This is a genomic window from Pseudomonas thivervalensis (assembly GCF_001269655.1).
GTDB lineage: Bacteria > Pseudomonadota > Gammaproteobacteria > Pseudomonadales > Pseudomonadaceae > Aquipseudomonas > Aquipseudomonas thivervalensis.
Genome location: NZ_LHVE01000001.1, coordinates 543,179 through 567,271, shown reverse-complemented (window position 1 = coordinate 567,271; position 24,093 = coordinate 543,179). Strand labels below are relative to the sequence as shown.

Below are 24,093 nucleotides of genomic sequence, written 5' to 3'. Positions count from 1 at the left end.
TGGTCGTTGATGGTGCATCGTCATTTTCCTCCCCCCCCGATAACCCCGCATTTCAAAGCCTCTGCCCAACCGGGCACACCCCTTGCAAAAGCGCCTTCAGCGTTTGCATCTGCCATCCAAAAAAACTCATAAGTCCACGGAGATCGCACAATGAAGCGTCGTAGCTTGATCAAGGCTTTTACACTCTCGGCAAGCATTGCCGCGATGGGCATGGCCTGGACCGTCCAGGCCGCCGAGACCATCAAGGTCGGCATCCTGCATTCGCTGTCCGGCACCATGGCGATCTCCGAGACGTCCCTCAAGGACATGGCGCTGATGACCATCGACGAGATCAACGCCAAGGGTGGAGTCAACGGCAAGAAGCTTGAAGCGGTGGTCGTGGACCCGGCGTCGAACTGGCCGCTGTTCGCCGAAAAGGGCCGCCAGTTGCTGACCCAGGACAAGGTTGCCGTGGTGTTCGGCTGCTGGACCTCGGTGTCGCGTAAATCGGTGTTGCCGGTGTTCGAAGAACTCAATGGGCTGCTGTTCTACCCGGTGCAATACGAAGGCGAAGAGATGTCGCCAAACGTGTTCTACACCGGCGCAGCGCCGAACCAGCAGGCGATTCCGGCAGTGGAATACCTGATGAGCGAAGAAGGTGGCAGCGCCAAGCGCTACTTCCTGCTGGGCACCGACTACGTCTACCCGCGCACCACCAACAAGATCCTGCGTTCGTTCCTGCACTCCAAAGGCGTGGCGGACAAGGACATCGAAGAGGTCTACACCCCGTTCGGCCACAGCGATTACCAGACCATCGTGGCCAACATCAAGAAATTCTCGGCCGGCGGCAAGACCGCTGTCATCTCCACGGTCAACGGCGACTCCAACGTGCCGTTCTACAAAGAACTGGCGAATCAGGGCCTGAAGGCCACCGATGTACCGGTCGTGGCGTTCTCGGTGGGCGAAGAGGAACTACGCGGCATCGACACCAAGCCACTGGTGGGCAACTTGGCGGCGTGGAACTACTTCGAGTCCGTGGATAACCCGGCGAACAAGAAATTCGTCGACTCCTGGAAAGCCTACGCCAAGGCCAAGAACCTGCCAGGCGCCGACAAAGCGGTGACCAACGACCCGATGGAAGCCACTTACGTCGGCATCCACATGTGGGCGCAAGCGGTGGAAAAAGCCAAGTCCACCGACGTCGACAAAGTCCGCGAAGCCCTCGCCGGCCAGACCTTCGCCGCACCGTCGGGCTATACCCTGACCATGGACAAGACCAACCATCACCTGCACAAGCCAGTGATGATCGGCGAGATCCAGGCCGACGGTCAGTTCAACGTGGTCTGGCAGACCGAAGGGCCGATCCGCGCGCAACCGTGGAGCCCGTTCATCGCCGGCAACGACAAGAAGCCTGACTATGCGGTGAAGAGCAACTGAGCCCATGGGTGTCGGCCCTGAATCTAGGGGTCAACACCCATCCCTTGTGGGAGCGAGCAGGCTCGCTCCCACAAAAAAAGTTTGCGCAAGGCCAACAATATGCCCACCGCCCTTTACCGCCTCATCCTCGCCCTGGTGCTGCTGTTGCCACTGGCCGCCCACGCCGGCGACGCCGAAGACTTCGTCGCCGCCAACCCGACCCAGCAGGCCAAACTGCTGGAAACCTGGGCCGCGCAGCCTGAGCCTGAGCGCGTCGAGCTGATCAACGCCCTGCAACAAGGCCAGTTGACCGTCGACGGCCAACCCAAGACCCTGCGCCTGAACAACCGCTTGCGCGGGCTGATCGAAACCGCGCTCGCCAGTCATCAACTGCTCGCCGTCGATGCCCGCGTACGCCTGGCCGCCGCGCAGCAATTGCAAAAAAGTGCTCGCCCGGCGCAACTGGCCTTTCTCGATCGGCAATTGGCCGGCGAGCAGGACGAAGACGTACACGCCGCCCTGAGCCTGGCCCTGGCGAACCTGCAACTGGTGGACACCAACCCGAACGTACGCCTGGCCGCCGTGCGCCTGCTGGGGGAAACCGGCGACCCGTTGGCCCGTACCCGCCTGGAAGGTCTGCTCGAACCCGGCGTCGAAACCGATGCCGCCGTGCGCACCGCCGCCGAAACCAGCCTCGGCCAGGTCAAGCGCAAGCTCCTGGTGGGCGAGTTGCTGGGCCAGGCCTTCAGCGGCATGTCCCTGGGTTCGATTCTGCTGCTGGCCGCCCTCGGCCTGGCGATCACCTTCGGCCTGCTGGGGGTGATCAACATGGCCCACGGCGAGATGCTCATGTTGGGTGCCTATTCCACTTATGTGGTGCAGATGCTGTTCCAGCGCTTCGCCCCGAACGCCATCGAGTTCTATCCGCTGATCGCCCTGCCGGTGGCATTTTTCATCACCGCTGCCATCGGCATGGCCCTGGAACGCACGGTGATCCGCCACCTCTACGGACGGCCACTGGAAACCCTGCTCGCCACCTGGGGCATCAGCCTGATGCTGATCCAACTGGTGCGCCTGGTATTCGGTGCGCAGAACGTCGAAGTCGCCAACCCGGCGTGGCTGTCGGGCGGAATCCAGGTGTTGCCGAACCTGGTGCTGCCGTACAACCGCATCGTGATCATCGCCTTCGCGCTGTTCGTGGTGGTGCTGACCTGGCTGCTGCTGAACAAGACGCGCCTGGGCCTGAACGTCCGCGCGGTGACCCAGAATCGCAACATGGCCGCTTGCTGCGGCGTGCCCACCGGGCGGGTAGACATGCTCGCCTTCGGCCTCGGCTCGGGCATCGCCGGGCTCGGCGGCGTGGCCCTGAGCCAGATCGGCAACGTCGGCCCGGACCTGGGCCAGAGCTACATCATCGATTCGTTCCTGGTGGTGGTGCTCGGCGGCGTCGGCCAGTTGGCCGGCAGTGTGTTCGCCGCGTTCGGCCTGGGCATCGCCAACAAGATCCTCGAACCGCAGATCGGCGCCGTGCTCGGCAAGATCCTGATCCTCGCGCTGATCATTCTGTTCATCCAGAAGCGTCCGCAAGGCCTCTTCGCGCTCAAAGGACGGGTAATCGACTGATGAATCAGCCCCTGATGCTCACGGCCACGCAAAAGGCCGGTCCCAAAGTGACCCTCGCCGTCGGCGCGCTGATCCTGGCCGTGCTCTTGAGCCTGCCGCTGCTGTCGCTGCTGGCGGCGGACCATCCGCTGCACGTCTCGGCCTACACCCTGACCCTGGTGGGCAAGATTCTCTGCTACGCCATCGTCGCCCTGGCGCTGGACCTGGTCTGGGGCTACGCCGGTTTGCTCTCCCTGGGCCACGGCCTGTTCTTCGCCCTGGGTGGCTACGCCATGGGCATGTACCTGATGCGCCAGGCCGCTGGCGATGGCTTGCCGGCGTTCATGACGTTCTTGTCGTGGACCGAGTTGCCCTGGTACTGGGCCGGCACCCACAGTTTCCTCTGGGCGATGTGCCTGGTGGTGTTGGCGCCGGGTTTGCTGGCCCTGGTGTTCGGCTTCTTCGCCTTCCGCTCGCGGATCAAGGGCGTGTATTTCTCGATCATGACCCAGGCCCTGACCTTCGCCGGGATGCTCCTGTTTTTCCGAAACGAAACCGGGTTTGGCGGCAACAACGGCTTCACCAATTTCCGTTCGATCCTGGGCTTTGGCATCACCGAGCCGGGCACCCGGGCGGTGTTGTTTTTCGCCACGGTGGTGCTGCTGGTGGCGAGCCTGTTCATCGGCTGGCGCCTGGCCCACAGCAAATTCGGGCGGGTGTTGACCGCCCTGCGCGACGCGGAAAACCGCCTGATGTTCTGCGGCTACGATCCCCGTGGTTTCAAGCTGTTCGTCTGGGTGTTGAGCGCGGTGTTGTGTGGCCTGGCCGGGGCGTTGTACGTGCCGCAGGTGGGCATCATCAACCCCAGCGAAATGTCGCCGACCAACTCCATCGAAGCCGCTGTGTGGGTCGCCCTTGGCGGGCGCGGCACGTTGATCGGGCCGTTGCTGGGCGCCGGTGTGGTCAATGGCATGAAGAGCTGGTTCACCGTGGCGTTTCCTGAGTATTGGCTGTTCTTCCTCGGCGCCCTGTTCATCGTCGTGACCCTGTACCTGCCCAAAGGTGTGATCGGGCTGCTGAAGAAAAGGGGCGAACAATGAGGATCACTCCAACGGCGGATTTCATGCTCGAACCGATTCTTGAACCCAACAAAGATCAAGGCAGCAGCCGCGACGCTATCGGCCTCGGCCAGGCGGCCGGCGTGGGCCTGAACACCCGCCACGGCACCATCCTGACCCTGGAAGACATCAGCGTCAGTTTCGATGGTTTCAAGGCCTTGAACGATTTGAACCTGTACATCGGCGTCGGCGAATTGCGCTGCATCATCGGCCCCAACGGCGCCGGCAAGACCACCCTGATGGACGTGATCACCGGCAAGACCCGGCCCAGCCACGGCAAGGCCTGGTTCGGCGAGACCCTCGACCTGACGACCATGAGCGAAGTCGAGATCGCCCAGGCCGGCATCGGGCGCAAGTTCCAGAAGCCGACGGTGTTCGAAGCCCTGAGCGTATTCGAGAACCTGGAGCTGGCGCTCAAGACTGACAAATCGGTGTGGGCCAGCCTGCGGGCGAAATTGACCGGCGAGCAGCACGACCGCATCGACGAAGTGCTCGAGACCATCCGTCTCACCGCCTCGGTCAACCGCGCCGCCGGGCTGCTGTCCCACGGGCAGAAGCAGTTCCTGGAGATCGGCATGCTGCTGGTGCAGGACCCGCAACTGCTGTTGCTCGACGAACCGGTGGCGGGCATGACCGACGCCGAGACCGAGTTCACCGCCGAGCTGTTCAAGTCCCTGGCGGGCAAGCATTCGCTGATGGTGGTGGAACACGACATGGGCTTCGTCGGCGCCATCGCCGACCACGTCACCGTGCTGCACCAGGGCAGCGTGCTGGCCGAAGGGTCGCTGGAACAGGTGCAGGACAATGAGCGGGTGATCGAGGTCTATCTCGGTCGCTGAGGCTGACACGGACCTGATCGTTCCCACGCTCTGCGTGGGAATGCCGCCAGGGACGCTCCGCGTCCCTTGGTTTGCGCAGGGTTCAAATCCTGCGCAATGGTGACGCAGAGCGTCACAGGATGCATTCCCACGCCGAGCGTGGGAACGATCACTAAGGAGAATCTGGAACATGCTGCAAGTCGACAAGCTGCACCAGTACTACGGCGGTAGCCACATCCTGCGCGGCCTGTCGTTCGACGCCAAGGTCGGCGAAGTGACGTGCCTGCTGGGGCGCAACGGCGTGGGCAAGACCACCCTGCTCAAATGCCTGATGGGCCTGCTGCCAGCCAAGGAAGGCGCGGTAAACTGGGAGGGCAAACCCATCACCACCTTCAAGCCGCACCAACGGGTGCACGCCGGCATTGCCTACGTGCCCCAGGGCCGGGAAATTTTCGGCCGGCTGACGGTGGAAGAAAACCTGCTGATGGGTCTGTCGCGCTTCCCTGGCTCAGAAGCCAAGGAAGTGCCGGCATTCATCTACGAACTGTTCCCGGTGCTGCTGCAGATGAAACAACGCCGGGGTGGTGACCTGTCCGGCGGCCAGCAACAGCAACTCGCCATTGGCCGCGCCCTGGCCAGCCGTCCGCGCCTGCTGATCCTCGACGAACCCACCGAAGGCATCCAGCCTTCGGTGATCAAGGAGATCGGCGTGGTGATCAAGAAACTGGCGGCCCGGGGCGACATGGCGATTTTGCTGGTGGAACAGTTCTACGACTTCGCCGCCGAGCTGGCCGATCAGTACCTGGTGATGTCCCGGGGCGAGATCGTACAGCAGGGCCGCGGAGAAAACATGGAAGCCGAGGGTGTGCGCGGGCTGGTTACGATCTAGTCTTAGCGTCCCGACGATCATCAGAAAATCATGAATCTACCTGTATCGCCTCAAGCCCTGTTCACCCCCAGCTGGCATGCCGAGCTGGACTTGGGCTATGCCCGCTTCGGCGATTGCACACGCCCGGTACAGCGCCGCCACAAAGGCCCGCTGCGGGTGCAGAAGCACTTGTACGCCGAAGGCCCCGAGGTGTGCCAGCACATCATCGTCCACCCCCCCGGCGGGATTGCCGGCGGTGATAGCCTGGACATCTCCGCCCACGTCGGCCCGGATGCCTGGGCGCAGCTGACCAGCCCCGGCGCGGCCAAGTGGTACCGCGCCGCGGGCCCGGCGTATCAACAACTGACCCTGAGCGTGGCCCCCGGCGCGACCCTGGAATGGCTGCCTCAGGAAACCATCGTGTTCAGCGCGGCCCAGGCCGAGCTCAGCACACGCATCGACCTACAGGGTGATGCCCGGTTGTTCTACTGGGACATGGTTGCCCTCGGCCGTCCGGCCAGCGGCGAGCGGTTCGACCTCGGGCACTTTCAGTCACGGCTGGACATTCGCCGCGACGGCCAGTTGCTGTGGCATGAGCGCCAGCGCATTGTCGGCGGTGATGGGCTGCTCGACTCGCCCATCGGGCTGGGCGGCGATCCGGTGTTCGCCACGTTGCTGGTGACCGGCGAGATCGACAGTGAGCTGCTGGAACGCTGCCGATCCCTGGGCCATGCCGTGCGCGGCGACCTGACCCAATTGCCCGGCCTGGTCGTGGCCCGCTGCCTGGCGAGCGAAGCGTTGCTGGCGCGGGGGTGGTTGATTGAGTTGTGGCGCTTGCTCAGGCCTGCATTGCTCGGAAGAGAAGCCATGCCACCGAGAATCTGGAGTACCTGAATACTTCTACTGTGGGAGCGAGCCTGCTCGCGAAATCAACGGCACATTCAACATGGATATTGACTGACACACCGCTTTCGCGAGCAGGCTCGCTCCCACAGTGGAACGCGTTTCCTGCAAGAAACTTTATCTGCCCTTATGGATTGCACATGGACCTGACCCCACGCGAAAAAGACAAGCTGCTGATTTTCACCGCCGGCCTCGTCGCCGAACGGCGGCTGGCCCGGGGCTTGAAGCTCAACTACCCGGAAGCCATGGCCTACATTTCCGCCGCGCTGCTGGAAGGCGCCCGTGACGGCCAGACCGTGGCCGAGCTGATGCATTACGGCACCACGTTGCTGAGCCGCGAGCAGGTGATGGAGGGCATCCCGGAAATGATCCCGGAGATCCAGGTGGAGGCGACGTTTCCCGACGGCACCAAACTGGTCACCGTCCACCAACCCATCGCCTGAGGCCACGCCATGACTGCCCACGTTCGTGACGCCCATGCCGCCGACCTGCCGGCGATCCGCGACATCTACAACGACGCCGTCCTCAACACCACGGCGATCTGGAACGAACAAGCCGTGGACCTGGGTAATCGCCAGGCCTGGTTCAGCGCCCGGCAAACCCAGGGCTACCCGGTGCTGGTGGCCGTCGACGCCGAGGACAACGTGCTCGGCTACGCTTCCTTCGGCGACTGGCGGCCGTTCGACGGCTTCCGCCATACGGTGGAGCATTCGGTGTACGTGCGCAACGACCAGCGAGGCAATGGCCTTGGCCCAGTGTTGATGAGCGCGCTGATCGAGCGCGCCAGGGCCTGCGACAAACACGTCATGGTCGCCGCCATCGAAAGCGGCAACGCGGCCTCGATTCGCCTGCATGAGCGGGCCGGCTTCGTCACCACCGGGCAGATGCCTCAGGTGGGCACCAAGTTCGGCCATTGGCTGGACCTGACGTTCATGCAGTTGGTCCTCAACCCCGGGGCGCCACCGCCCGCCATCGACAAGGAGTGATACCGATGAACGCCGCCCAGTTGCGTCGAGTCCACGCCGAAAGCTTTGCCCATTACCGCCAGGGCCTGATCGATCTGTTGCTCGACGCCGTCGGTTACGGCGCCAGCGTAGGGTTCATGGCCGACCTCGATGCCGTCCAGGCCCGCGCCTATTTCGACGAGGTCCAGGCCAGCCTCAACCAGGGCCACCTGCTGCTGTGGGTGGTGGTCAAGGATGAACAAGTGCAGGCCAGCGTCCAGCTTGCCCTGTGCCAGAAGCCCAACGGGCTCAACCGTGCCGAAGTGCAGAAGCTGCTGGTGCGCGGCGAGGCGCGCCGCCGGGGCCTGGGCCAGCAATTGATGAGCGCCCTGGAACTCGGCGCTCGTCAGCACAAACGTGGCCTGCTGTACCTCGACACCGAGGCCGGTTCCGAGGCCGAAGCGTTCTACCGCGCCATGGGCTACACCCGCGTTGGTGAACTGCCCGACTACTGCCAGAGCCCGGACGGCACCTACAGCCCGACCGCCATTTACTACAAGACTTTGGGGCAACCGCAATGATTCCAGGGCAATACCAGGTGCAGCCTGGCGACATCGAACTCAACGTCGGCCGCCGCACGCTCACGCTGAACGTCGCCAACAGCGGCGACCGGCCGATCCAGGTCGGCTCGCACTATCACTTTTTCGAGACCAACGACGCCCTGACCTTCGACCGCGCCGCCAGCCGTGGCATGCGCCTGAACATCCCGGCCGGCACTGCGGTGCGCTTCGAACCGGGCCAGAGTCGCGAGGTGGAGTTGGTGGACCTGGCCGGGCACCGCCGGGTGTTCGGGTTTGCCGGGCGGGTCATGGGCGACCTGGACTGAAGCGCCTCTGTGGCGAGGGAGCTTGCTCCCGCTGGGCTGCGCAGCAGCCCCAAAAACCCAGGGCCGCTGCGCGACCCTGCGGGAGCAAGCTCCCTCGCCACAATGGACTGCATACGACTTAAGAACCTCAAGGCGAGCACATGAAGATTTCGAGACAAGCCTACGCCGACATGTTCGGCCCCACCGTCGGCGACAAGGTCCGCCTGGCCGACACCGAGTTGTGGATCGAAGTGGAAAAGGACTTCACCACCTACGGCGAAGAAGTGAAGTTCGGCGGCGGCAAGGTGATTCGCGATGGCATGGGCCAGAGCCAGCTGCTGGCCGCCGAGGTCGTCGACACCTTGATCACCAACGCACTGATCATCGACCACTGGGGCATCGTCAAGGCCGATGTCGGCCTCAAGGACGGACGCATCGCAGCCATTGGCAAGGCCGGCAACCCGGACATCCAGCCCGACGTGACCATCGCCATCGGCGCCAGCACCGAAGTGATTGCTGGTGAAGGCATGATCCTCACCGCCGGCGGCATCGACACCCACATCCACTTCATCTGCCCACAGCAGATCGAAGAGGCGCTGATGAGCGGCGTCACCACCATGATCGGCGGCGGCACGGGCCCGGCCACCGGGACCAACGCCACCACCTGCACGTCCGGGCCGTGGCACCTGGCGCGCATGCTCCAGGCCGCTGATGCCTTCCCGATGAACATCGGCTTCACCGGCAAGGGCAACGCCAGCCTGCCGGAGCCGTTGATCGAACAGGTCAAGGCCGGGGCCATCGGTCTTAAGCTGCACGAAGACTGGGGCACCACGCCGGCGGCCATCGACAACTGCCTCAGCGTCGCCGACCAGTTCGACGTGCAGGTGGCGATCCACACCGACACCCTCAATGAATCTGGCTTCGTCGAAACCACCCTGGCCGCGTTCAAGGGTCGCACCATCCACACCTACCACACCGAAGGCGCCGGTGGCGGTCACGCGCCGGACATCATCAAGGCCTGCGGTTTCCCCAACGTGCTGCCCAGTTCCACCAACCCGACCCGGCCGTTCACCCGCAACACCATCGACGAACACCTGGACATGCTGATGGTCTGCCATCACCTGGACCCAAGCATTGCCGAGGACGTAGCGTTCGCCGAAAGCCGCATTCGTCGCGAGACCATCGCCGCCGAAGACATCCTCCACGACCTCGGCGCCTTCTCGATGATCAGCTCCGACAGCCAGGCCATGGGCCGCGTCGGCGAAGTCATCACGCGCACCTGGCAGACCGCCGACAAAATGAAGAAGCAACGCGGCGCCCTGCCCGGCGACGGCGAAGGCAACGACAATTTCCGCATCAAGCGCTACATCGCCAAGTACACCATCAACCCGGCGATCACCCACGGCATCAGCCATGAAGTGGGTTCCATCGAAGTGGGCAAGTGGGCCGACCTGGTGCTGTGGCGCCCGGCGTTCTTCGGCGTCAAGCCGACGCTGATCCTCAAGGGCGGAGCGATTGCCGCCAGCCTGATGGGCGACGCCAACGCCTCGATCCCGACGCCGCAACCGGTGCACTACCGACCGATGTTCGCAAGCTACGGCGGCTCACGGCATGCCACCAGCCTGACCTTCATCAGCCAGGCCGCCGCCGAGGCCGGGTTGCCGGAACAGCTGGGGCTGAAGAAAAGAATCGCCGTGGTCAAAGGCTGCCGCGACGTGCAGAAGACCGACCTGATCCACAACGATTACCTGCCGAGCATCGACGTCGACCCGCAGACTTACCAGGTCAAGGCCGACGGCGTGTTGCTGTGGTGCGAACCGGCGGAAGTGCTGCCGATGGCGCAGCGTTATTTCCTGTTTTGAACCCGCACAACCCTTGTGCAGCTCTTGTGCAGTCTTGTGGCGAGGGAGCTTGCTCCCGCTCGGTTGCGAAGCAGCCGCAAAAAAGCGAGGGCTGCTTCGCACCCCAGCGGGAGCAAGCTCCCTCGCCACAAATGAGCCCCCCACTACCGGGTTTCATTCCGGCCTGAAGTAACCGGGTCAGACTCGCTTACAGATCGGTACTCTCCGGCAGCGCGTCCAGCTCGGTTCGCGTCAACGACTGGACCAGCTCCGCTTCCTTGATCTTGTGTTGCAGGCCCAACGCCTCGGACTGGCTGACGTAGTCGGCTTCCTCCAGGGTCCCGGCCGCCTTCGCTTCATCCAGCTCGATCTGGTTGGCGATGAGGGTGTCATTCAGCGCCTGGAAGGAAGCCCCATGCTGCTGCTTCAAATAGTCGATCCAGAAATCCCGGCCCACCAGCGATTGAAACTGCTGGGGTGAATCGTCCAATGCCAGGACCTGATTGGCAGCGGCGTCGAGCATTTCAGGGGTGACATCGCCCAGCGTGAGAAAAACCCCGCCCTCGGGTTGCCCCGGTAGCCTCAGTCGATTCTTGAGCCCCACCCGGAAAGCCAGACGGACCTCGACCTCTTCGATCAGCGCCAGGTTTTCGAGCTTTTCCTCGTTGGTCAGGTCGGGGCGGGCGTTGATCGCGTCACGGCGCCGCTGGATATTCTTCAGGGCAATGCTTTCTACCTCATCGAGGCGAAACAGCCCCTTGGCCAACTGGACCAGCGTTGCCGCCTCATCCTTTCCAACCGCCAAGGCCCTGGCGTTGTGGATCATCAAGCGGATTTCCAGGTAGCTGAACGACAAGGCTGCGCGATCTTCACAGGCAGGTTGGCCGGCCAGGTCGAACAGTTCATCACGCAGCTCGGTGGAACGCCCCATCGCGTCAAGCATCTGCCAAACGCGGGCCTGGAGGTCCGGATGATCTTTCAGGCCCTGGTAAGAGTTAGCCAACCGATGCAACAACTCAAAAAACTCGCCCGATTGCGGCTCATCCGCCAGGCTTTGCCATAAGACTCTCTTGTGCGCCAGTTGGCCCGCGGGCAGGTTAAGCATCCATTGCTGCATATTCGACGGCCCGACCGTCTCTGAAAACCCAAACGCATCAGGCAGACGCAGGACCATCCATTCAGGACGCGTCTGCGAGACCGTCGCCCAGTAATCACGCATGCGCTGCTGGACCGTCTCGCTCAATGGGTTGCCCTGCAACAACGTCACGCGATTGAGGCGTGCGGTGACATGGGCACGCTCGGCGGGCGGGTCGAGCAGGTGATCCGGCACCTGGGTCAAGCCGTTGTCGCGCAAATCAATCAGCGTCAGCGGCTGGTCGCGCAGGCCGGTGGGCCAGGCGGTGATCCCGGTACTCTTCAGGTGCAATCGTTCCAGGTCAGGCAACCTGCTGAAATCCGGCAGGCGCCCCAGCACGTTGGAATCCAGGTCGAGGTTTTTCAAGCGGGTAAGGCCTTGCAGGATTTCAACGCTACGAGGTGTCAGGCCGATTCGGTTCGCCTCCAGTCGTAGCGTCTCCAGGTTCCTCATCCCCTCCAGGGCCCGGGGAATATCGATCAACCGGTTCCTGGACAGGTCCAACCGGCGAATGGAAGGGAATCCGCTGAGGAAGCTTTCGCATTTGTGCAGCGTCAAGCGCATGTCAGGCATATAGAGCACGCCCACATGGCTGAAGTCCGCCGTCAGTTCCGGCAGTGGGCCGAGGTCCATTCCACTCAAATCAAGCTTATAGCCGATGATTCGACGATCCGCTCCTATAGCGACCGAGGTCTGACGCCTCCAGCATCGCTCGATTTGTCTGGCCGCCACCTGCCTGATCCCCAGTGGTACTTGCTGATAGCGAGTACCCACAACACGCCAATCGAGGGTAGCAACCCAACGGTCCAGATCCCGGCGCAGCATTTTCAGCTCGACTTTACGTCGCTTGAGCTCCCTCACCGCGCCATCACCCAGAGAGCGCAACAGCCTCTCGGTTTGTGCCGCCGTGTAGCTCGGGTACAGCTCCAACACCCGGTTTTCCGGCGTCCGGCCCAGGCCCAACCAATCCCGCAGTCCGCCCAGGGGGTAACCGACTCGGCCCGAAGCCAGGCGCAACGGCGATTTAAAGGTGGGCTTGAGCGCGGGCATCTTCAAGCAGCTCGCCAGCGTATCCCGGCCCACCGGCGAAGCGCCGATCGCCTTTTTCAACAAGTCGCCGTGATGAATCGAAGGTCGAGCCATGGCCCGGCGTTCGGCATCCGGCAGGGCATGCTGCAAGGCATCGAAGACGCTGCCCCAATGGCTCAGTTCATTGCCGTTGTCGTCAAAGGCCTGGTAGCGATCATCGTCCCTGACCACGATCTTGGTCTGCGCCGCATTGTGCGGCCCGATGCTGTCGATCAAGGTGCCGGACACATTGGCCTCGCGCAATTCGATGCGCAGCGTGTCGCTCCAGCCGGGCAAGGTTTCCAGGGTGGCCAACACCAGTCGAGGCGTATCCGCCGTGACCAAGGCGTCCTGATACAGGCCCTCGTAGGCTCGGTTCAGGCGCACCGCGCGCTGGAAGTGGCGCAACTCTTCGGCGATGCGCAGCGGGATGGGTTTGGTCTGGCTGGCCTCGGCGAAATCCCAGGCGTCCATTTGCTGCAGCTCTTCGGGGCCAGCCAAGGTGATGATCTGCTCGATCGCCGTGGCCGGAACCGAAGGAAAACGCGACTTGATCAGCGCGACATGGGGGTCATCTCGCGTCTCGCCCAGGGCGTAGTAATCGTTGAGCAACTGCACCTTTTCACTCACCGCCGCCTCGGCGAGTGCCTGGCGCAGGTGCCGGACGCGAGCGTCCATGTTGGTTTTCGCAATCGGCGGGCTCGCCGTGGCCAACAGATCGACGCCTACGGCATCCACCGCTTCGATCAGGTTTTTCAACAGCGCTGGCGTGCGGACCTTGGCCTCGGTCAGGCTGGCCTCACGGACCGGCGTCTCGCTTTCCGAGGGCCGGACGTATTCCCAGCGCGTCCGGCCGGTACCGTCGACAATCTTCAGCTTCAGCCCTCTTGGCCACGGGCCGTATTGGGTCAGCAGGTGCAACATCGGCTCGGCCAGGTCATGGCCCGGCGGCGCCTCGCTTTGCAGTTGCCCGATGAACGTGTCGATTTGTCGGCAGAGGTCGAAGCGCCCCAGGGTGTCGGCCAGTAACGCCGGCACCGGCTCGCCCTCGACATGCAGCCGCCGCAGCACGTCCTGCGGGGTCGCGCTGGCGAGGCGAATCTGCTCCAGTTCGGCATCGCTGAAATCCTTGACGCCGTGCCCCAGGCGCCTCATCAGCGTCGAGCCTTCCCAGGTGCGCGGCTGTTCCAGTTCGTGGTGCCAGGCCCCGTTGCCGTTGTCCGTCAGCTCGGGCTGGTAGGCGTCAGGACGGGAGGGGTGGCGAATGCGATAACGAAGGGTCTGCGGATCCTGTTGCACTTCAAAATGCTGTTCACCCAGCGGCAGGATCTGCTGATCGCCGACCCGATACAGGCCCTGGGCATCCGGGTTCGCAGCTGCGGGAGGCGCCAGTTCACTCTGGTAGACGCTCAGGTCGGGGCGCCACAAACGTGCTTCACCATTGGTCAATTGAACCGGCTCCAACCGATCCACCGTGCCCGACCATTGAATGTGCGGCAGCACCGCCGCACCGGTGGCGACAAAAGCGGTGTTGAGGGCCACGCTGGAGAAATGCGCCCACATTTCCCGGGTCTCCCCACGTTCGAACGCTTCGATACCTTCAAAGGCCTCGTTGAACATCTGCACGGCCCCAACCGTCAACATCAGCGGGCCCAGCCCTGGCACGACGAACGCCGCCAGGTTGAACACATCGACCACCGCGTCCAGGTAACTGTCCAGGCGTGCCAGACGTGCTTTCTGGTCTTCATCGCCGGTGGGCACCGCCACCGCTCGCGCGTCAGCCTGGATCTTCTCGATCTGCCGCAGGCGTAGCGCGTCCCACAGGTCGCCGGGAATGGGCGCCGTGTCCATGGGCAGGTTGCGCAACGACGACTTGAGTGGGTAATCGGCCTGATCATCGACCGTCGGGGACGGTTGATAGAGCTGTTTGAAGCGCCGGAAAAACACCCCCTGCTGACGCAGCGGCACGAAACGGCTGAAGAAGCGACGATAGGCGCTGTTGTGCAGACGTCGCCGCAGTTCGGCCATGAAGTCGACGCTGGAGGCATAGGCTTTTAACGGCTGCTCGGGATCGCCCGGAAGGTAGGCTACGACCGGCACCACCCGGCGACTGCGCTCAAGGTCGGGACCGATCAATACCGGGCCAACCAGTTCGATGTCGAAGATCTTCAGGGACTTGAATGTCACTGCCTGGCCATCGAGGGTGATGCTGCTTGCCCCGCCGATCACCTGCTGCAGCATCTGGTAGACCGCAGGGCTGATGTCCGCCTTGGCCCGGGCGATATGGTTGCTCAGCGCCAAACCCTGCCGGTGATGCTCGCTCAGTGAGTGGTCGTAGGCCTTGCTGCCGTCGGGCCGCACGACAGCGTTGATGTGCGCCTGATACTGGCGCCCCAAGTCGAGCTTGCGACACAGCCTGGCGAAGGCCTCCGGGGCAATCGGCAAGGCCCCTGCGCGCACAGCGTCGGTGGTAGGCCGCACATCGCCGCCGTAAAACGGGCGCACCGTGGTCATCAAGTTGTAGTCCTCACAGGCGGGCTTGCGTTCTTCGTCAGCCTCGAAATTCGCCAGCGCCGCCTCCAGCAGCGACATGCCGCGGTACTCGTAGCGATCGAAATGACCGCCTTCGCTGTCGAGGACCAACGCCGAAAAAAAATCATCGCGGGTCTTGCGCCCGTACTTGCGGACGAAATACACCTCGTTGACGTTCACCACCTGCTTGAACTCAGCCAGGATCGCCTGTTCGAGCAAGGGTTCGGCAAAGGCACGGATGTCCTGGATATTGCCCAACCGGTTGTCGACCTGATTCAGGCGCTCACGGTATTGGGCATGGCTGTCCTTGAGGCTGTCCCTGAGATCAGGAGAGGCCTTGGCGTACCAGCCTGGAAGTTCCAGCTCATGGTCGCTCAGTTCTTGCTGGCGCTGCACGATGGCCCCGCTGTACCAGCCGGGAATACGGGACTTGAGCAAGTCGAAGTGCTCGCCCTGGGGGATGGCGAGACGGGGGGTGAGTCGTGGTATAGCGGGTCATCCTTGACGATTGGAAAACCCGAGCCTACCCCGTGTGCCAGCGAGGAATGCGGTAACTATTTATCGCTTTTTCCGACAAGACATGACGGAAGAACCGCCACGGTCAGTCCACCCAACGGCCCAGTTGCTGGCGCAGCCGCCGGTTCTCGGCCCGCAGTTGCTGGACTTCCTCCAGCAGGTCCAACGCCAGGGCGACGCCTTCCCATTCCAGGTCCAGGTCGTGCCGCAGCTTGGCGGCACGCTTGGCCAGGGCCAGTTCGTAATCGGTAAAACGCCAATCCGTCGGGGCCGCGCCATGGGGTTCGAGGATGCCATGCTCGACGATTTCGATCACATGGACATCGGCCAACGCGGCGGCCTCACAGAATTCCAGCAGGTTCAGTTCAATGATCGGGTTGTTCATGGTCTGCTTCTCCCAATGCTTTAACTGTCGAGTCTAGCCAGGATTGTGGCAAGTCTGACCGTGGCGAGGGAGCTTGCTCCCGCTCGGCTGCGCTGTAGGAGCTGCCGAAGGCTGCGATCTTTTGATCTTGTAAAGATCGCAGCCTCGTTTCACTCGACAGCTCCTACAGGCCCAGCGGGAGCAAGCTCCCTCGCCACAGGTTGTGTGTTCACAGGCCGTCCATCACAGGTCAGAAATTCTCCCGCGGATCGAACGCGGCTTTCTTCGCCAGTTCTGCCCACAACGCCTTGACTGCCTCGTCGCTGGCCTTGGGCATCACGGCCTTGAGCTGCACGAACAGGTAACCGCGCTCGCCGGCCTTGTTGCGCAGGCCGTGGCCCTTGGCGCGCATGCGCTGGCCGTTCTGGCTGCCGGCCGGGACCTTGAGGTTGATCCTGCCGGTGAGGGTCGGCACCGCCACTTCGGTGCCCAGCGCCAGTTCCCACGGGGCCAGAGGCAAGGTGATGATCAGATCCTGGCCTTCGACATCGAACTTGGGATGCGGCGCGAAACGAATGGTCAGGTACAAGTCGCCGTTGGCGCCACCACCGATACCCGGTGCGCCCTGGCCCTTGAGGCGAATGCGTTCGCCGTCGGTCACGCCCAGCGGGATCTTCACGTTCAGGCTCTTGCTGGTGTTGCTCACGTGTTGGCCGGCCGCGTTGTATTGCGGCACTTGGAAGGTGACCTTCTTCGACTCGTTCGACAGGGTTTCTTCCAGGAAAATCGGTAATTCCATTTCCACGTCTTGCCCTCGACGGCCGGCGCTGCGACCTGACTGTCCGCCGCCGAAACCCGGCCCGCGATTACCGAAAATCGAACTGAAGAAGTCCGAGAAATCCCCCGTGTCCTGACCACCGAAACCGCCCCGGCTCTGCCAACCCGGCGGGCCCTGGAACGGCTGGCCGTGCTGGCCGTAACGGCGCAGGTCGTCGTATTCGGCGCGCTTGTCGGCGCTTTTCAGCGCTTCATAAGCTTCGGAGACGTCCTTGAACTTGGTCTCGGCGTCTTTTTCCTTGCTCACATCCGGGTGGTACTTGCGCGCCAGCTTGCGGTAGGCAGCCTTGATCGTGCTGTCATCCGCCGTCGGCTCAACACCCAGGATCTTGTAATAGTCTTTGAAGTCCATCTAAGCATCACCATCCGTTATCGATGTCGCACCGCCACGCACAGCTTGCCCGGATGACCGGACAGCGGGTTGACCGACCTCAAGATTGGGACCGGGCGGCACGTCAGAAGTTTATCGGCAGCCGGTGGCGGTTCTTGTGCCCGCCCTGTGGCTACCAGGCTCATGCCAGCAAGTTTGGGGGTGCAACGCTGTCTTTCAAGGCCAACGATTGCGAATTAGCAGATAACCGGCCTTCGAATCCGCGCCGCACTGACATACACTGCGCGGCCGTTTTTTCAACTGGAACCCGAAAGACATGAAAAACGCATCCCCGGCCCGTGCCTGCGGTATCGACTTTGGCACGTCCAACTCCACCGTCGGCTGGCTGCGCCCCGGCATGGAAACGTTGATCGCGCTGGAGGACGACAAGATCACCCTGCCCTCGGTGGTCTTTTTCAATCTCGAGGAACGCCGCCCGGTGTACGGCCGCCTGGCCCTGCACGAATACCTGGAAGGCTACGAAGGCCGGCTGATGCGCTCGCTCAAGAGCCTGCTGGGCTCCAAGCTGATCAAGCACGACACCAGCGTGTTGGGCACCGCGATGCCGTTCAAGGATCTGCTGGGGTTGTTCATCGGCCAGTTGAAGCAACGCGCCGAAGCCGCCGCCGGTCGGGAATTCGAAGAAGTGGTACTGGGGCGCCCGGTGTTTTTCGTCGATGACGATGAGCTGGCCGACCAGGAAGCCGAGAACACCTTGGTCGACGTGGCGCGAGCCATCGGCTTCAAGGAAGTCTCCTTCCAGTACGAACCCATCGCAGCGGCCTTCGATTATGAATCGACCATCGAGAAAGAAGAGCTGGTGCTGATCGTCGACATCGGTGGTGGTACCTCGGACTTCTCCCTGGTACGCCTGTCCCCCGAACGCCGCACCCACGACAACCGCCACGCCGACATCCTCGCCACCGGCGGCGTGCACATCGGCGGGACCGATTTCGACAAGCAACTCTCCCTGGCCGGCCTGATGCCGCTGTTCGGCTACGGCAGCCGCATGAAAAGCGGCGCCTACATGCCCACCAGCCACCACATGAACCTGGCCACCTGGCACACCATCAACGCGGTGTACTCGCAGAAATCCACCCTCGCCCTGGGCAGCATGCGCTACGACATCGAAGACACCGGCGGCATCGACCGGCTGTTCAAGCTGATCGAACAGCGCGCCGGGCACTGGCTGGCGATGGAAGTGGAAGAAACCAAGATCCAGCTGACCCACGCCGACCAGCGCCATTTGCTCCTGGACCGGATCGAGCCGGGCCTGAGCGTGGACCTGAGCCGGGCGATGTTCGAGTCGGCCATCGACGGCTTGCTGGAGCGCGTGCGCGGCAGCGTCACGCAGTTGCTCAACGATGCCAACGTGCGAGTCGATCAGGTCGACACGGTGTTCTTCACCGGCGGTTCCAGCGGCATCCCGGCGCTGCGCAACAGCGTCTCGGCGATGCTGCCCCAGGCGCGGCATGTGGAAGGCAATATCTTCGGCAGCATTGGCAGTGGGTTGGCGATCGAGGCGATGAAGCGGTATGGCACCCAAGCCTGATCCCAGACCGAGGCGCCCCCTTCGCGAGCAGGCTCGCTCCCACAGTTGACCGCGTTCTTTCTGAAGAAACTCGATTAATTGTGGGAGCGAGCCTGCTCGCGAAAGCGGTAGACCAGGCAATACAACTACCGGATCAGACCATCCCCACCTGCTTCAACTCACTCTTGAGGTACGCATAATAAATCGGCCCCGCCACCACCCCTGGCAGGCCGAACGCGGCTTCGAACACCAGCATCGCCATGAGCAATTCCCAGGACTTGGCGCTGATCTGCCCGCCGACGATGCGGGCGTTGAGGAAGTACTCGAGCTTGTGGATCACGATCAGGTAACCCAGCGCCGCAACCGCCACCCAGATCGACAACGACAAGGCGACGATGGTGATCAGCGTATTGGACATCAGGTTGCCAATGACCGGCAGCAGCCCCAGCAGGAACGTCATCACGATCAGGGTCTTGGTCAACGGTAGATGAATGCCGAACAGCGGCAGCACCACCGCCAGGAAAATCCCGGTGAAGAAGGTGTTGAGCAGGGAGATCTTGATCTGGGCGAAGACGATGTTGCGAAACGCCTTGACCAGCAGGTTCAAGCGATCGAACAGTGCCGCGGCCAGGGGCTTGCGCTTGGTCAGGTCGGGAATGCGCTGCAGGGCAACGATGGCTCCCAGCACCATGCCGATCAGCAGCGTCACGAACATGTGGGCGGCGTCCTTGCCCACCAGTTGCAGGTCGCTCAGGTGCTTGCTCACCCAGTCACTGATCGCTACGCGGAACTCGGCCGCGCTGGCCGGCAGATAAGCATCGATGAAGGGCGGCAATTGCCCGCGGGCGCGGTCGACCACGCCCATGAATTTATCCAGGGAGGCGCCCGGGTTTTCCGCTTCGTGCAGCAGGAAACTGATGGCCCCGGCGAAGATCAGGCTCAGCACACTGACCACCAGCGTGCCCAGCAACGCCACCGCCAGCCAGCGGGCGCGGCGGCCTTCGATCAGGCGCTGCAACTGGGGCGTGAGCATGTTGACCAGTTCGAACACCAGCAGCCCGGCCAGCAAGCTCGGCAACAGGCGCAGCGGCAATACCAGCAGCAACCCACCAAAAATGATCACCCAACTGATCACCAACAACACATGACGCTGAGAAAACGTTGGCATACAGCCTCAGGACAAAACGGCGTGAAAGGATCGGCAGTCTGCCAGCCTTCCACCAGCAGCACTAGGGATTGTATCGGCCGACCTTGGTCGGAGTTCAGGTGTTTTTTTCAGTGGCTGTGCCGCCCCATCGTCGGATCGCCGCCCGGAGCGAGCTTGCTCCGGGCGGCGATCCGACGATAGGGCCTAACAGGTTGGAGAAAAACCCAGCCCTTATTTTTTCTTCAGGCACTCACTCATGAACGCCTTGCGGGCATCGCCCTTCAGCGCCTGCTCGGTGGCGGTGGCGTTGCAGGTTTTCATGCGCTCCTGCGGGGTAGTCTTGAGGCAATTGCTCATGAACGCCTTGCGCTCGTCGCCCTTGAGCGCCTTGGCGGTGGCGTCGGCGTTGCAGGTGGTCATCTTGCTCTGCTGCGCCGTCTCGGCGTAGCCCTGGGAACACAGCAACAGACCGATCATCAACAAAGGCACACGAAGCATCTTCATGGTGTTTCTCCTGGCTGCCGCACGAGGGTACGGCGATGAGGTGCAGTGTAGACAAAGCCTGTTACACCTTCATCTGCTCGATCTTCTGCGCCTGGTCTATCGCCATCGCGAGCAAGCTCGCTCCCACAGTTGAATGCATTCCATCTGAAGAAACCCGGTCGAATGTGGGAGCGAGCCTGCTCGCGATGAACGATAACGCGGTCCGACTGGCTAAACCCCGGCCGCCTTCAATCGCTCGGCATGCTCGACAAACAACCGGATCGGCTCGGCGCCCTTGCCCACCAGCCCCAGCGACTGGTTGACGATGTCGAAGTGGTCCAGCGGATAGTCATCGCCGATGACCGTGCCCAGGTGTGAGCTGTAGCGTCCGACCATGCCGTCGCATTGCCCCGCCTCCCTGACAAAGGTGCGGGCAAATAGACGGCACGTGCGGTTGGTGCCATCGAACAGGTTGCGCCCTTTATCGGTCTTGCCCGGCTGCAAGGTGCCGGACCACGAGTAATAACGCACGCCATTGACCTCTTCCGGGCCCTGCCCGCCCCAGGTGACCGGCAGCCCCTGTGGATAACGTTGGTTGAACAGCGCCACCCCGACGGTAGTCAGGGAGGCATGGGACGCATTGAGGTCTACCGGCAGCTTCGGTCCGCGGTAGCCGGTGTCCAGCAGGCTCATCAGGGCGTTGATCAGGCGTAGCACGGCACTGAGCACGCGCCCCTTGGCGCTGTCGGCCGGGTAGTGGCGTTGCAGGTAATCAGCCAGCTCGGAGCCGTGGTTGGTGCCGGCCACCGAGGTGACCGACGCCACCAGGTCCGGGCGCTTGGCGGCGGCATAGCGGGCGGTGAGGCTGCCCTGGCTGTGGCCAATCAGGTTGACCTTCTGCGCACCGGTTTGCCGCAGGATGTCGTCGATCAGTGCCAGCAACTGCTCGCCGCGCACCTCGGACGAATGCAACGGCGACACCTTTACCGCCACGACCACGGCCCCGCCGCGACGCAACGCCGAGACAATCCCATACCAGTATGGATACAGCACCAGGCGAATGAACCCGAGCATGCCCGGGACCAGCACCAGCGGGTAACGAGTGGCGCAGCGTTGCGACATGGCGACGTCCTTGTGATCAGAGGCAGTCAGCATCGGTACCGATGATGACCAGTCTATGACACCGGGATGAATCCGTGGCCAGAGATTGCTCCCGTTGAGCTGCGCAGCAGCCCCTCTCAGAAGGACCGCGCCAAGGCCAGCAAACGCTCCTCGGCCTCGGCACACGACAACGCAAAACTGCGCTCAGCCGACTCTTCGCCTTCGGCCGCCACCACCGTCACATCGGTGATGCCGATAAACCCCAGGACCGTGCGCAATAGTGTGTCGGCGTGGTTCATGCTCTCCAGTTGGCCGCCGGGGCCGAAACCGAAATCGCCACGACTGGTCACGATCAGCGCCTTCTTGCCCAGCACCAGCGGCTCGTAGTGCGACACGCCGTTGTCCAGGCTGTGATTGAACGTCAGCCCGATGCGCACGATCTGGTCGATCCAGGCCTTCACGCCGCTGGGCACGCTGAAGTTGTGCATGGGCGCGGAGATCACCAGTCGGTCATGGGCTTGCAACTCCTCGACCAGGGCATCGCTCAGGGCCAGGTCCGCCCGCATGATCAACGGCCGATTTTCGGGCTCGGGGTAGAACGCCGCCGCGATAAAGGCTTCGTTGACCGGCGCAATCACTGTCCGTCCGACTTCGCGACGGGTCACTTGGGATTGCGGATGGGCGGGTTGCCACGCCGAGACAAAAGCCTCGGCCAGGCGCCGGGAATGAGAACGATCACCACGGGGACTGCCATGCACTACAAGAATCTTGCTCATCTGAATCTCCCTTTATGCGGCTACAATCAACACTGTTTGTGCTGCTCAGATTGAAGCCCTGCGCTGACAGCGGACAAATGAGCGTTAGTTCATCTGGATGAGTTAATTTCATCCGTCGCATTTCAGGAGCATTCAGATGTTCGCCAACCTGCCACTCAACGCCTTGCGCGCCTTCGAATCCGCCGCGCGGTTGCTCAGTTTCAAGGCGGCCGCAGCGGAGTTGTCGGTGACGCCTACGGCGGTCTCCCACCAGATTCGCGCATTGGAAAGCTGGCTGGGGCTGATGCTGTTCGAACGCCTGCCCCGCCAGGTACGCCTCACCGACGGCGGGCAACGCTTGTTCCACAGCGTGCATGGGGCCTTGCTGGAGGTGGCGCAAAGCGTCGACACCCTGCGCCCGCAACGCAGCACCACCCACCTGACCCTGTCCACCACCGCCGCGTTTGCCGCCCTGTGGCTAGTGCCGCGCCTGGGACGCTTTTATGCGCGCCACCCGAACATCAACGTGCGCCTGGACACCCATTGCGAGGTGATCGACCTGCACCAGGACGCCAGCGTCGACTTGGTGGTGCGCTACAGCCTGGACGCTTACCCGAACCTGTACGGCATGTGCCTGTTCGATGAAAGCTTCGGGGTCTACGGCTCACCTGAACAGGTGGCCCTGGCAGCCCGGCAGCCGCCGACGCTGATCAGCGTGCGCTGGCACAACTCCAAGCTGTATGCCCACGGTTGGGACGCCTGGTGCGCCCAGGCCGGGGAAACCTGGCTCACCCGGCAGCCGTGCATGCGCGAGTACGACGAAGAGCATTACGCCTTGCAAGCCGCGATTGCCGGACAGGGCCTGGTGTTGGCGAGCAATATCCTCGCCTCGGAAAGCATCGCCAGCGGCCTGCTGGTAGGCTATCGCCCGGAGGTCCAGGTCAGCGGGGCCGGCTACAGCGCCCTGTGCGTCCCGGGCCGCGAACGCCATCCGCCGGTGCGGGCATTCTTCCAGTGGCTGGGGGAGGAGGCGCGACTATCCGGGTTTCCCCCGGTGTTTGCGATGCCGCAGGCGTAGGAGCTGCCGAAGGCTCGGGCCGCGTTCGGACGATCTCTTGATTTTGATCTGTCGGCGTTCGCTCATGACTCAATGATCAGGGACAAGATCGCAGCCTCGTTGCACTCGTCAGCTCCTACACGGGGTATTGCATAAAACTTTTTGCTTCGCTCATCACTCCCACCTTAAGAAGCGATCGCGCCGGTAGAGCGTGACGCCTCAACCGGATCAGCCTCCAGGAGAACGAGATGAGCGACATGCACTTATCCGATGTAACCACCCTGCGCGAGCGGGCACGGCAGAACGTGCAGAACGGCGCGGTGACCGAGGGCTACGGCGCCGATCGGCAGGAAGTCATCCGCCTGCTCAACGAAGCGCTGGCCACCGAACTGGTCTGCGTGCTGCGCTACAAGCGCCACTACTTCATGGCCACCGGCCTCAGGGCCAGCGTGGCGGCCGGTGAGTTCCTCGAGCACGCGAACCAGGAAGCCGAGCACGCCGACAAACTCGCCGAGCGTATCGTGCAACTGGGTGGCGAACCGGAGTTCAACCCCGACTTGTTGACCCGCAATTCCCACGCCCAATACATAGCGGGCAACACCCTCAAGGAAATGGTGTACGAGGACTTGGTGGCCGAACGGATCGCCATCGACAGCTACCGGGAAATCATCCAATACATCGGCGAAAAAGACCCGACCACCCGGCGCATCTTCGAAGACATCCTGGCCCAGGAGGAAGAGCATGCCGATGACATGGCCGATATCCTGGCCGACCTGTAAGGGCCTTCAGGGCGCCATCGCGAGCAAGCTCGCTCCCACATTTTGACCGCATTCTTTCAGACAG

At 62.8% G+C, this 24,093-nt stretch carries 21 protein-coding genes; 14 read left to right on the top strand and 7 right to left on the bottom strand.

The window, feature by feature from the left end:
* Positions 1-150: 150 nt before the first annotated feature.
* The 11 genes from urtA (at position 151) to ureC (ending at position 10,375) form a co-directional block, all read left to right on the top strand.
* Positions 151-1,416 carry an urea ABC transporter substrate-binding protein gene (gene urtA / locus AD659_RS02385; RefSeq protein WP_025211599.1) on the top strand — a complete coding sequence of 422 codons (1,266 nt, stop codon included), beginning with the start codon at positions 151-153 and terminating at the stop codon, positions 1,414-1,416.
* Positions 1,417-1,515: 99 nt separating this feature from the next.
* A complete protein-coding gene (gene urtB, locus AD659_RS02380; protein WP_053118014.1) occupies positions 1,516-3,018 on the top strand; it encodes an urea ABC transporter permease subunit UrtB in 1,503 nt (500 codons plus the stop codon).
* Complete coding sequence (gene urtC, locus AD659_RS02375) at positions 3,018-4,097, top strand: urea ABC transporter permease subunit UrtC (protein WP_053118012.1); 1,080 nt, start codon at positions 3,018-3,020, stop codon at positions 4,095-4,097. The genes urtB and urtC overlap by 1 nt, the downstream gene beginning before the upstream one ends.
* A complete protein-coding gene (gene urtD / locus AD659_RS02370; protein WP_053118009.1) occupies positions 4,094-4,954 on the top strand; it encodes an urea ABC transporter ATP-binding protein UrtD in 861 nt (286 codons plus the stop codon). The genes urtC and urtD overlap by 4 nt, the downstream gene beginning before the upstream one ends.
* Positions 4,955-5,123: 169 nt before the next feature.
* Positions 5,124-5,822 carry an urea ABC transporter ATP-binding subunit UrtE gene (urtE, locus tag AD659_RS02365; RefSeq protein WP_053118007.1) on the top strand — a complete coding sequence of 233 codons (699 nt, stop codon included), beginning with the start codon at positions 5,124-5,126 and terminating at the stop codon, positions 5,820-5,822.
* A gap of 30 nt (positions 5,823-5,852) precedes the next feature.
* Complete coding sequence (locus AD659_RS02360; protein ID WP_053118005.1) at positions 5,853-6,695, top strand: urease accessory protein UreD; 843 nt, start codon at positions 5,853-5,855, stop codon at positions 6,693-6,695.
* 149 nt (positions 6,696-6,844) lie between these two features.
* Entirely contained in the window at positions 6,845-7,147 is a 303-nt protein-coding gene (gene ureA, locus AD659_RS02355; RefSeq protein WP_003197350.1) for an urease subunit gamma, read from the top strand.
* 9 nt (positions 7,148-7,156) lie between these two features.
* Positions 7,157-7,690 carry a GNAT family N-acetyltransferase gene (locus AD659_RS02350; RefSeq protein WP_053118002.1) on the top strand — a complete coding sequence of 178 codons (534 nt, stop codon included), beginning with the start codon at positions 7,157-7,159 and terminating at the stop codon, positions 7,688-7,690.
* Between the two features lie 5 nt (positions 7,691-7,695).
* The gene (locus AD659_RS02345) at positions 7,696-8,229 is read left to right on the top strand and encodes a GNAT family N-acetyltransferase (protein ID WP_053118001.1); all 534 of its coding nucleotides are present in this window, start codon (positions 7,696-7,698) and stop codon (positions 8,227-8,229) included.
* Positions 8,226-8,534, top strand: coding sequence for an urease subunit beta (locus AD659_RS02340; RefSeq protein WP_003186307.1), 309 nt, complete (start codon positions 8,226-8,228; stop codon positions 8,532-8,534). The genes AD659_RS02345 and AD659_RS02340 overlap by 4 nt, the downstream gene beginning before the upstream one ends.
* A gap of 140 nt (positions 8,535-8,674) precedes the next feature.
* On the top strand, positions 8,675-10,375 hold the full coding sequence (gene ureC / locus AD659_RS02335; RefSeq protein WP_053117999.1) for an urease subunit alpha: 1,701 nt from the start codon (positions 8,675-8,677) through the stop codon (positions 10,373-10,375).
* Positions 10,376-10,562: 187 nt separating this feature from the next.
* On the opposite strand, the gene AD659_RS02330 is transcribed toward ureC, so the two are convergent.
* From AD659_RS02330 to AD659_RS02320, 3 genes are all read right to left on the bottom strand, one after another.
* A complete protein-coding gene (locus tag AD659_RS02330; protein WP_231987633.1) occupies positions 10,563-15,527 on the bottom strand; it encodes an NEL-type E3 ubiquitin ligase domain-containing protein in 4,965 nt (1,654 codons plus the stop codon).
* Between the two features lie 163 nt (positions 15,528-15,690).
* Positions 15,691-15,990 (bottom strand): chaperone modulator CbpM, encoded by a 300-nt coding sequence (locus AD659_RS02325; protein ID WP_053117995.1) that lies wholly within the window; start codon positions 15,988-15,990, stop codon positions 15,691-15,693.
* Positions 15,991-16,219: 229 nt separating this feature from the next.
* Positions 16,220-17,158: a DnaJ C-terminal domain-containing protein gene (locus tag AD659_RS02320; RefSeq protein ID WP_053117994.1), complete on the bottom strand. Its 939-nt coding sequence runs from the start codon at positions 17,156-17,158 to the stop codon at positions 16,220-16,222.
* A 295-nt stretch (positions 17,159-17,453) separates the two neighbouring features.
* Between AD659_RS02320 and AD659_RS02315 the strand changes: the two genes are divergently transcribed.
* Positions 17,454-18,728, top strand: coding sequence for an Hsp70 family protein (locus AD659_RS02315; protein WP_053117992.1), 1,275 nt, complete (start codon positions 17,454-17,456; stop codon positions 18,726-18,728).
* Positions 18,729-18,861: 133 nt separating this feature from the next.
* Here the strand turns inward: AD659_RS02315 and AD659_RS02310 are convergent, their stop codons facing one another.
* The 4 genes from AD659_RS02310 to AD659_RS02295 form a co-directional block, all read right to left on the bottom strand.
* Positions 18,862-19,875: an AI-2E family transporter gene (locus tag AD659_RS02310; RefSeq protein WP_053117989.1), complete on the bottom strand. Its 1,014-nt coding sequence runs from the start codon at positions 19,873-19,875 to the stop codon at positions 18,862-18,864.
* Positions 19,876-20,085: 210 nt separating this feature from the next.
* Positions 20,086-20,358, bottom strand: a complete 273-nt coding sequence (locus AD659_RS02305) for a PsiF family protein (RefSeq protein ID WP_053117987.1) — start codon at positions 20,356-20,358, stop codon at positions 20,086-20,088.
* Between the two features lie 210 nt (positions 20,359-20,568).
* On the bottom strand, positions 20,569-21,459 hold the full coding sequence (locus AD659_RS02300) for an esterase/lipase family protein (protein ID WP_053117985.1): 891 nt from the start codon (positions 21,457-21,459) through the stop codon (positions 20,569-20,571).
* A 116-nt stretch (positions 21,460-21,575) separates the two neighbouring features.
* Positions 21,576-22,214 carry an FMN-dependent NADH-azoreductase gene (locus AD659_RS02295; RefSeq protein WP_053117983.1) on the bottom strand — a complete coding sequence of 213 codons (639 nt, stop codon included), beginning with the start codon at positions 22,212-22,214 and terminating at the stop codon, positions 21,576-21,578.
* 136 nt (positions 22,215-22,350) lie between these two features.
* On the opposite strand from AD659_RS02295, the gene AD659_RS02290 reads away from it, so the two are divergent.
* Complete coding sequence (locus tag AD659_RS02290) at positions 22,351-23,271, top strand: LysR substrate-binding domain-containing protein (RefSeq protein WP_053117981.1); 921 nt, start codon at positions 22,351-22,353, stop codon at positions 23,269-23,271.
* 227 nt (positions 23,272-23,498) lie between these two features.
* A complete protein-coding gene (locus AD659_RS02285) occupies positions 23,499-24,029 on the top strand; it encodes a ferritin-like domain-containing protein (protein ID WP_053117979.1) in 531 nt (176 codons plus the stop codon).
* Positions 24,030-24,093 lie beyond the last annotated feature (64 nt).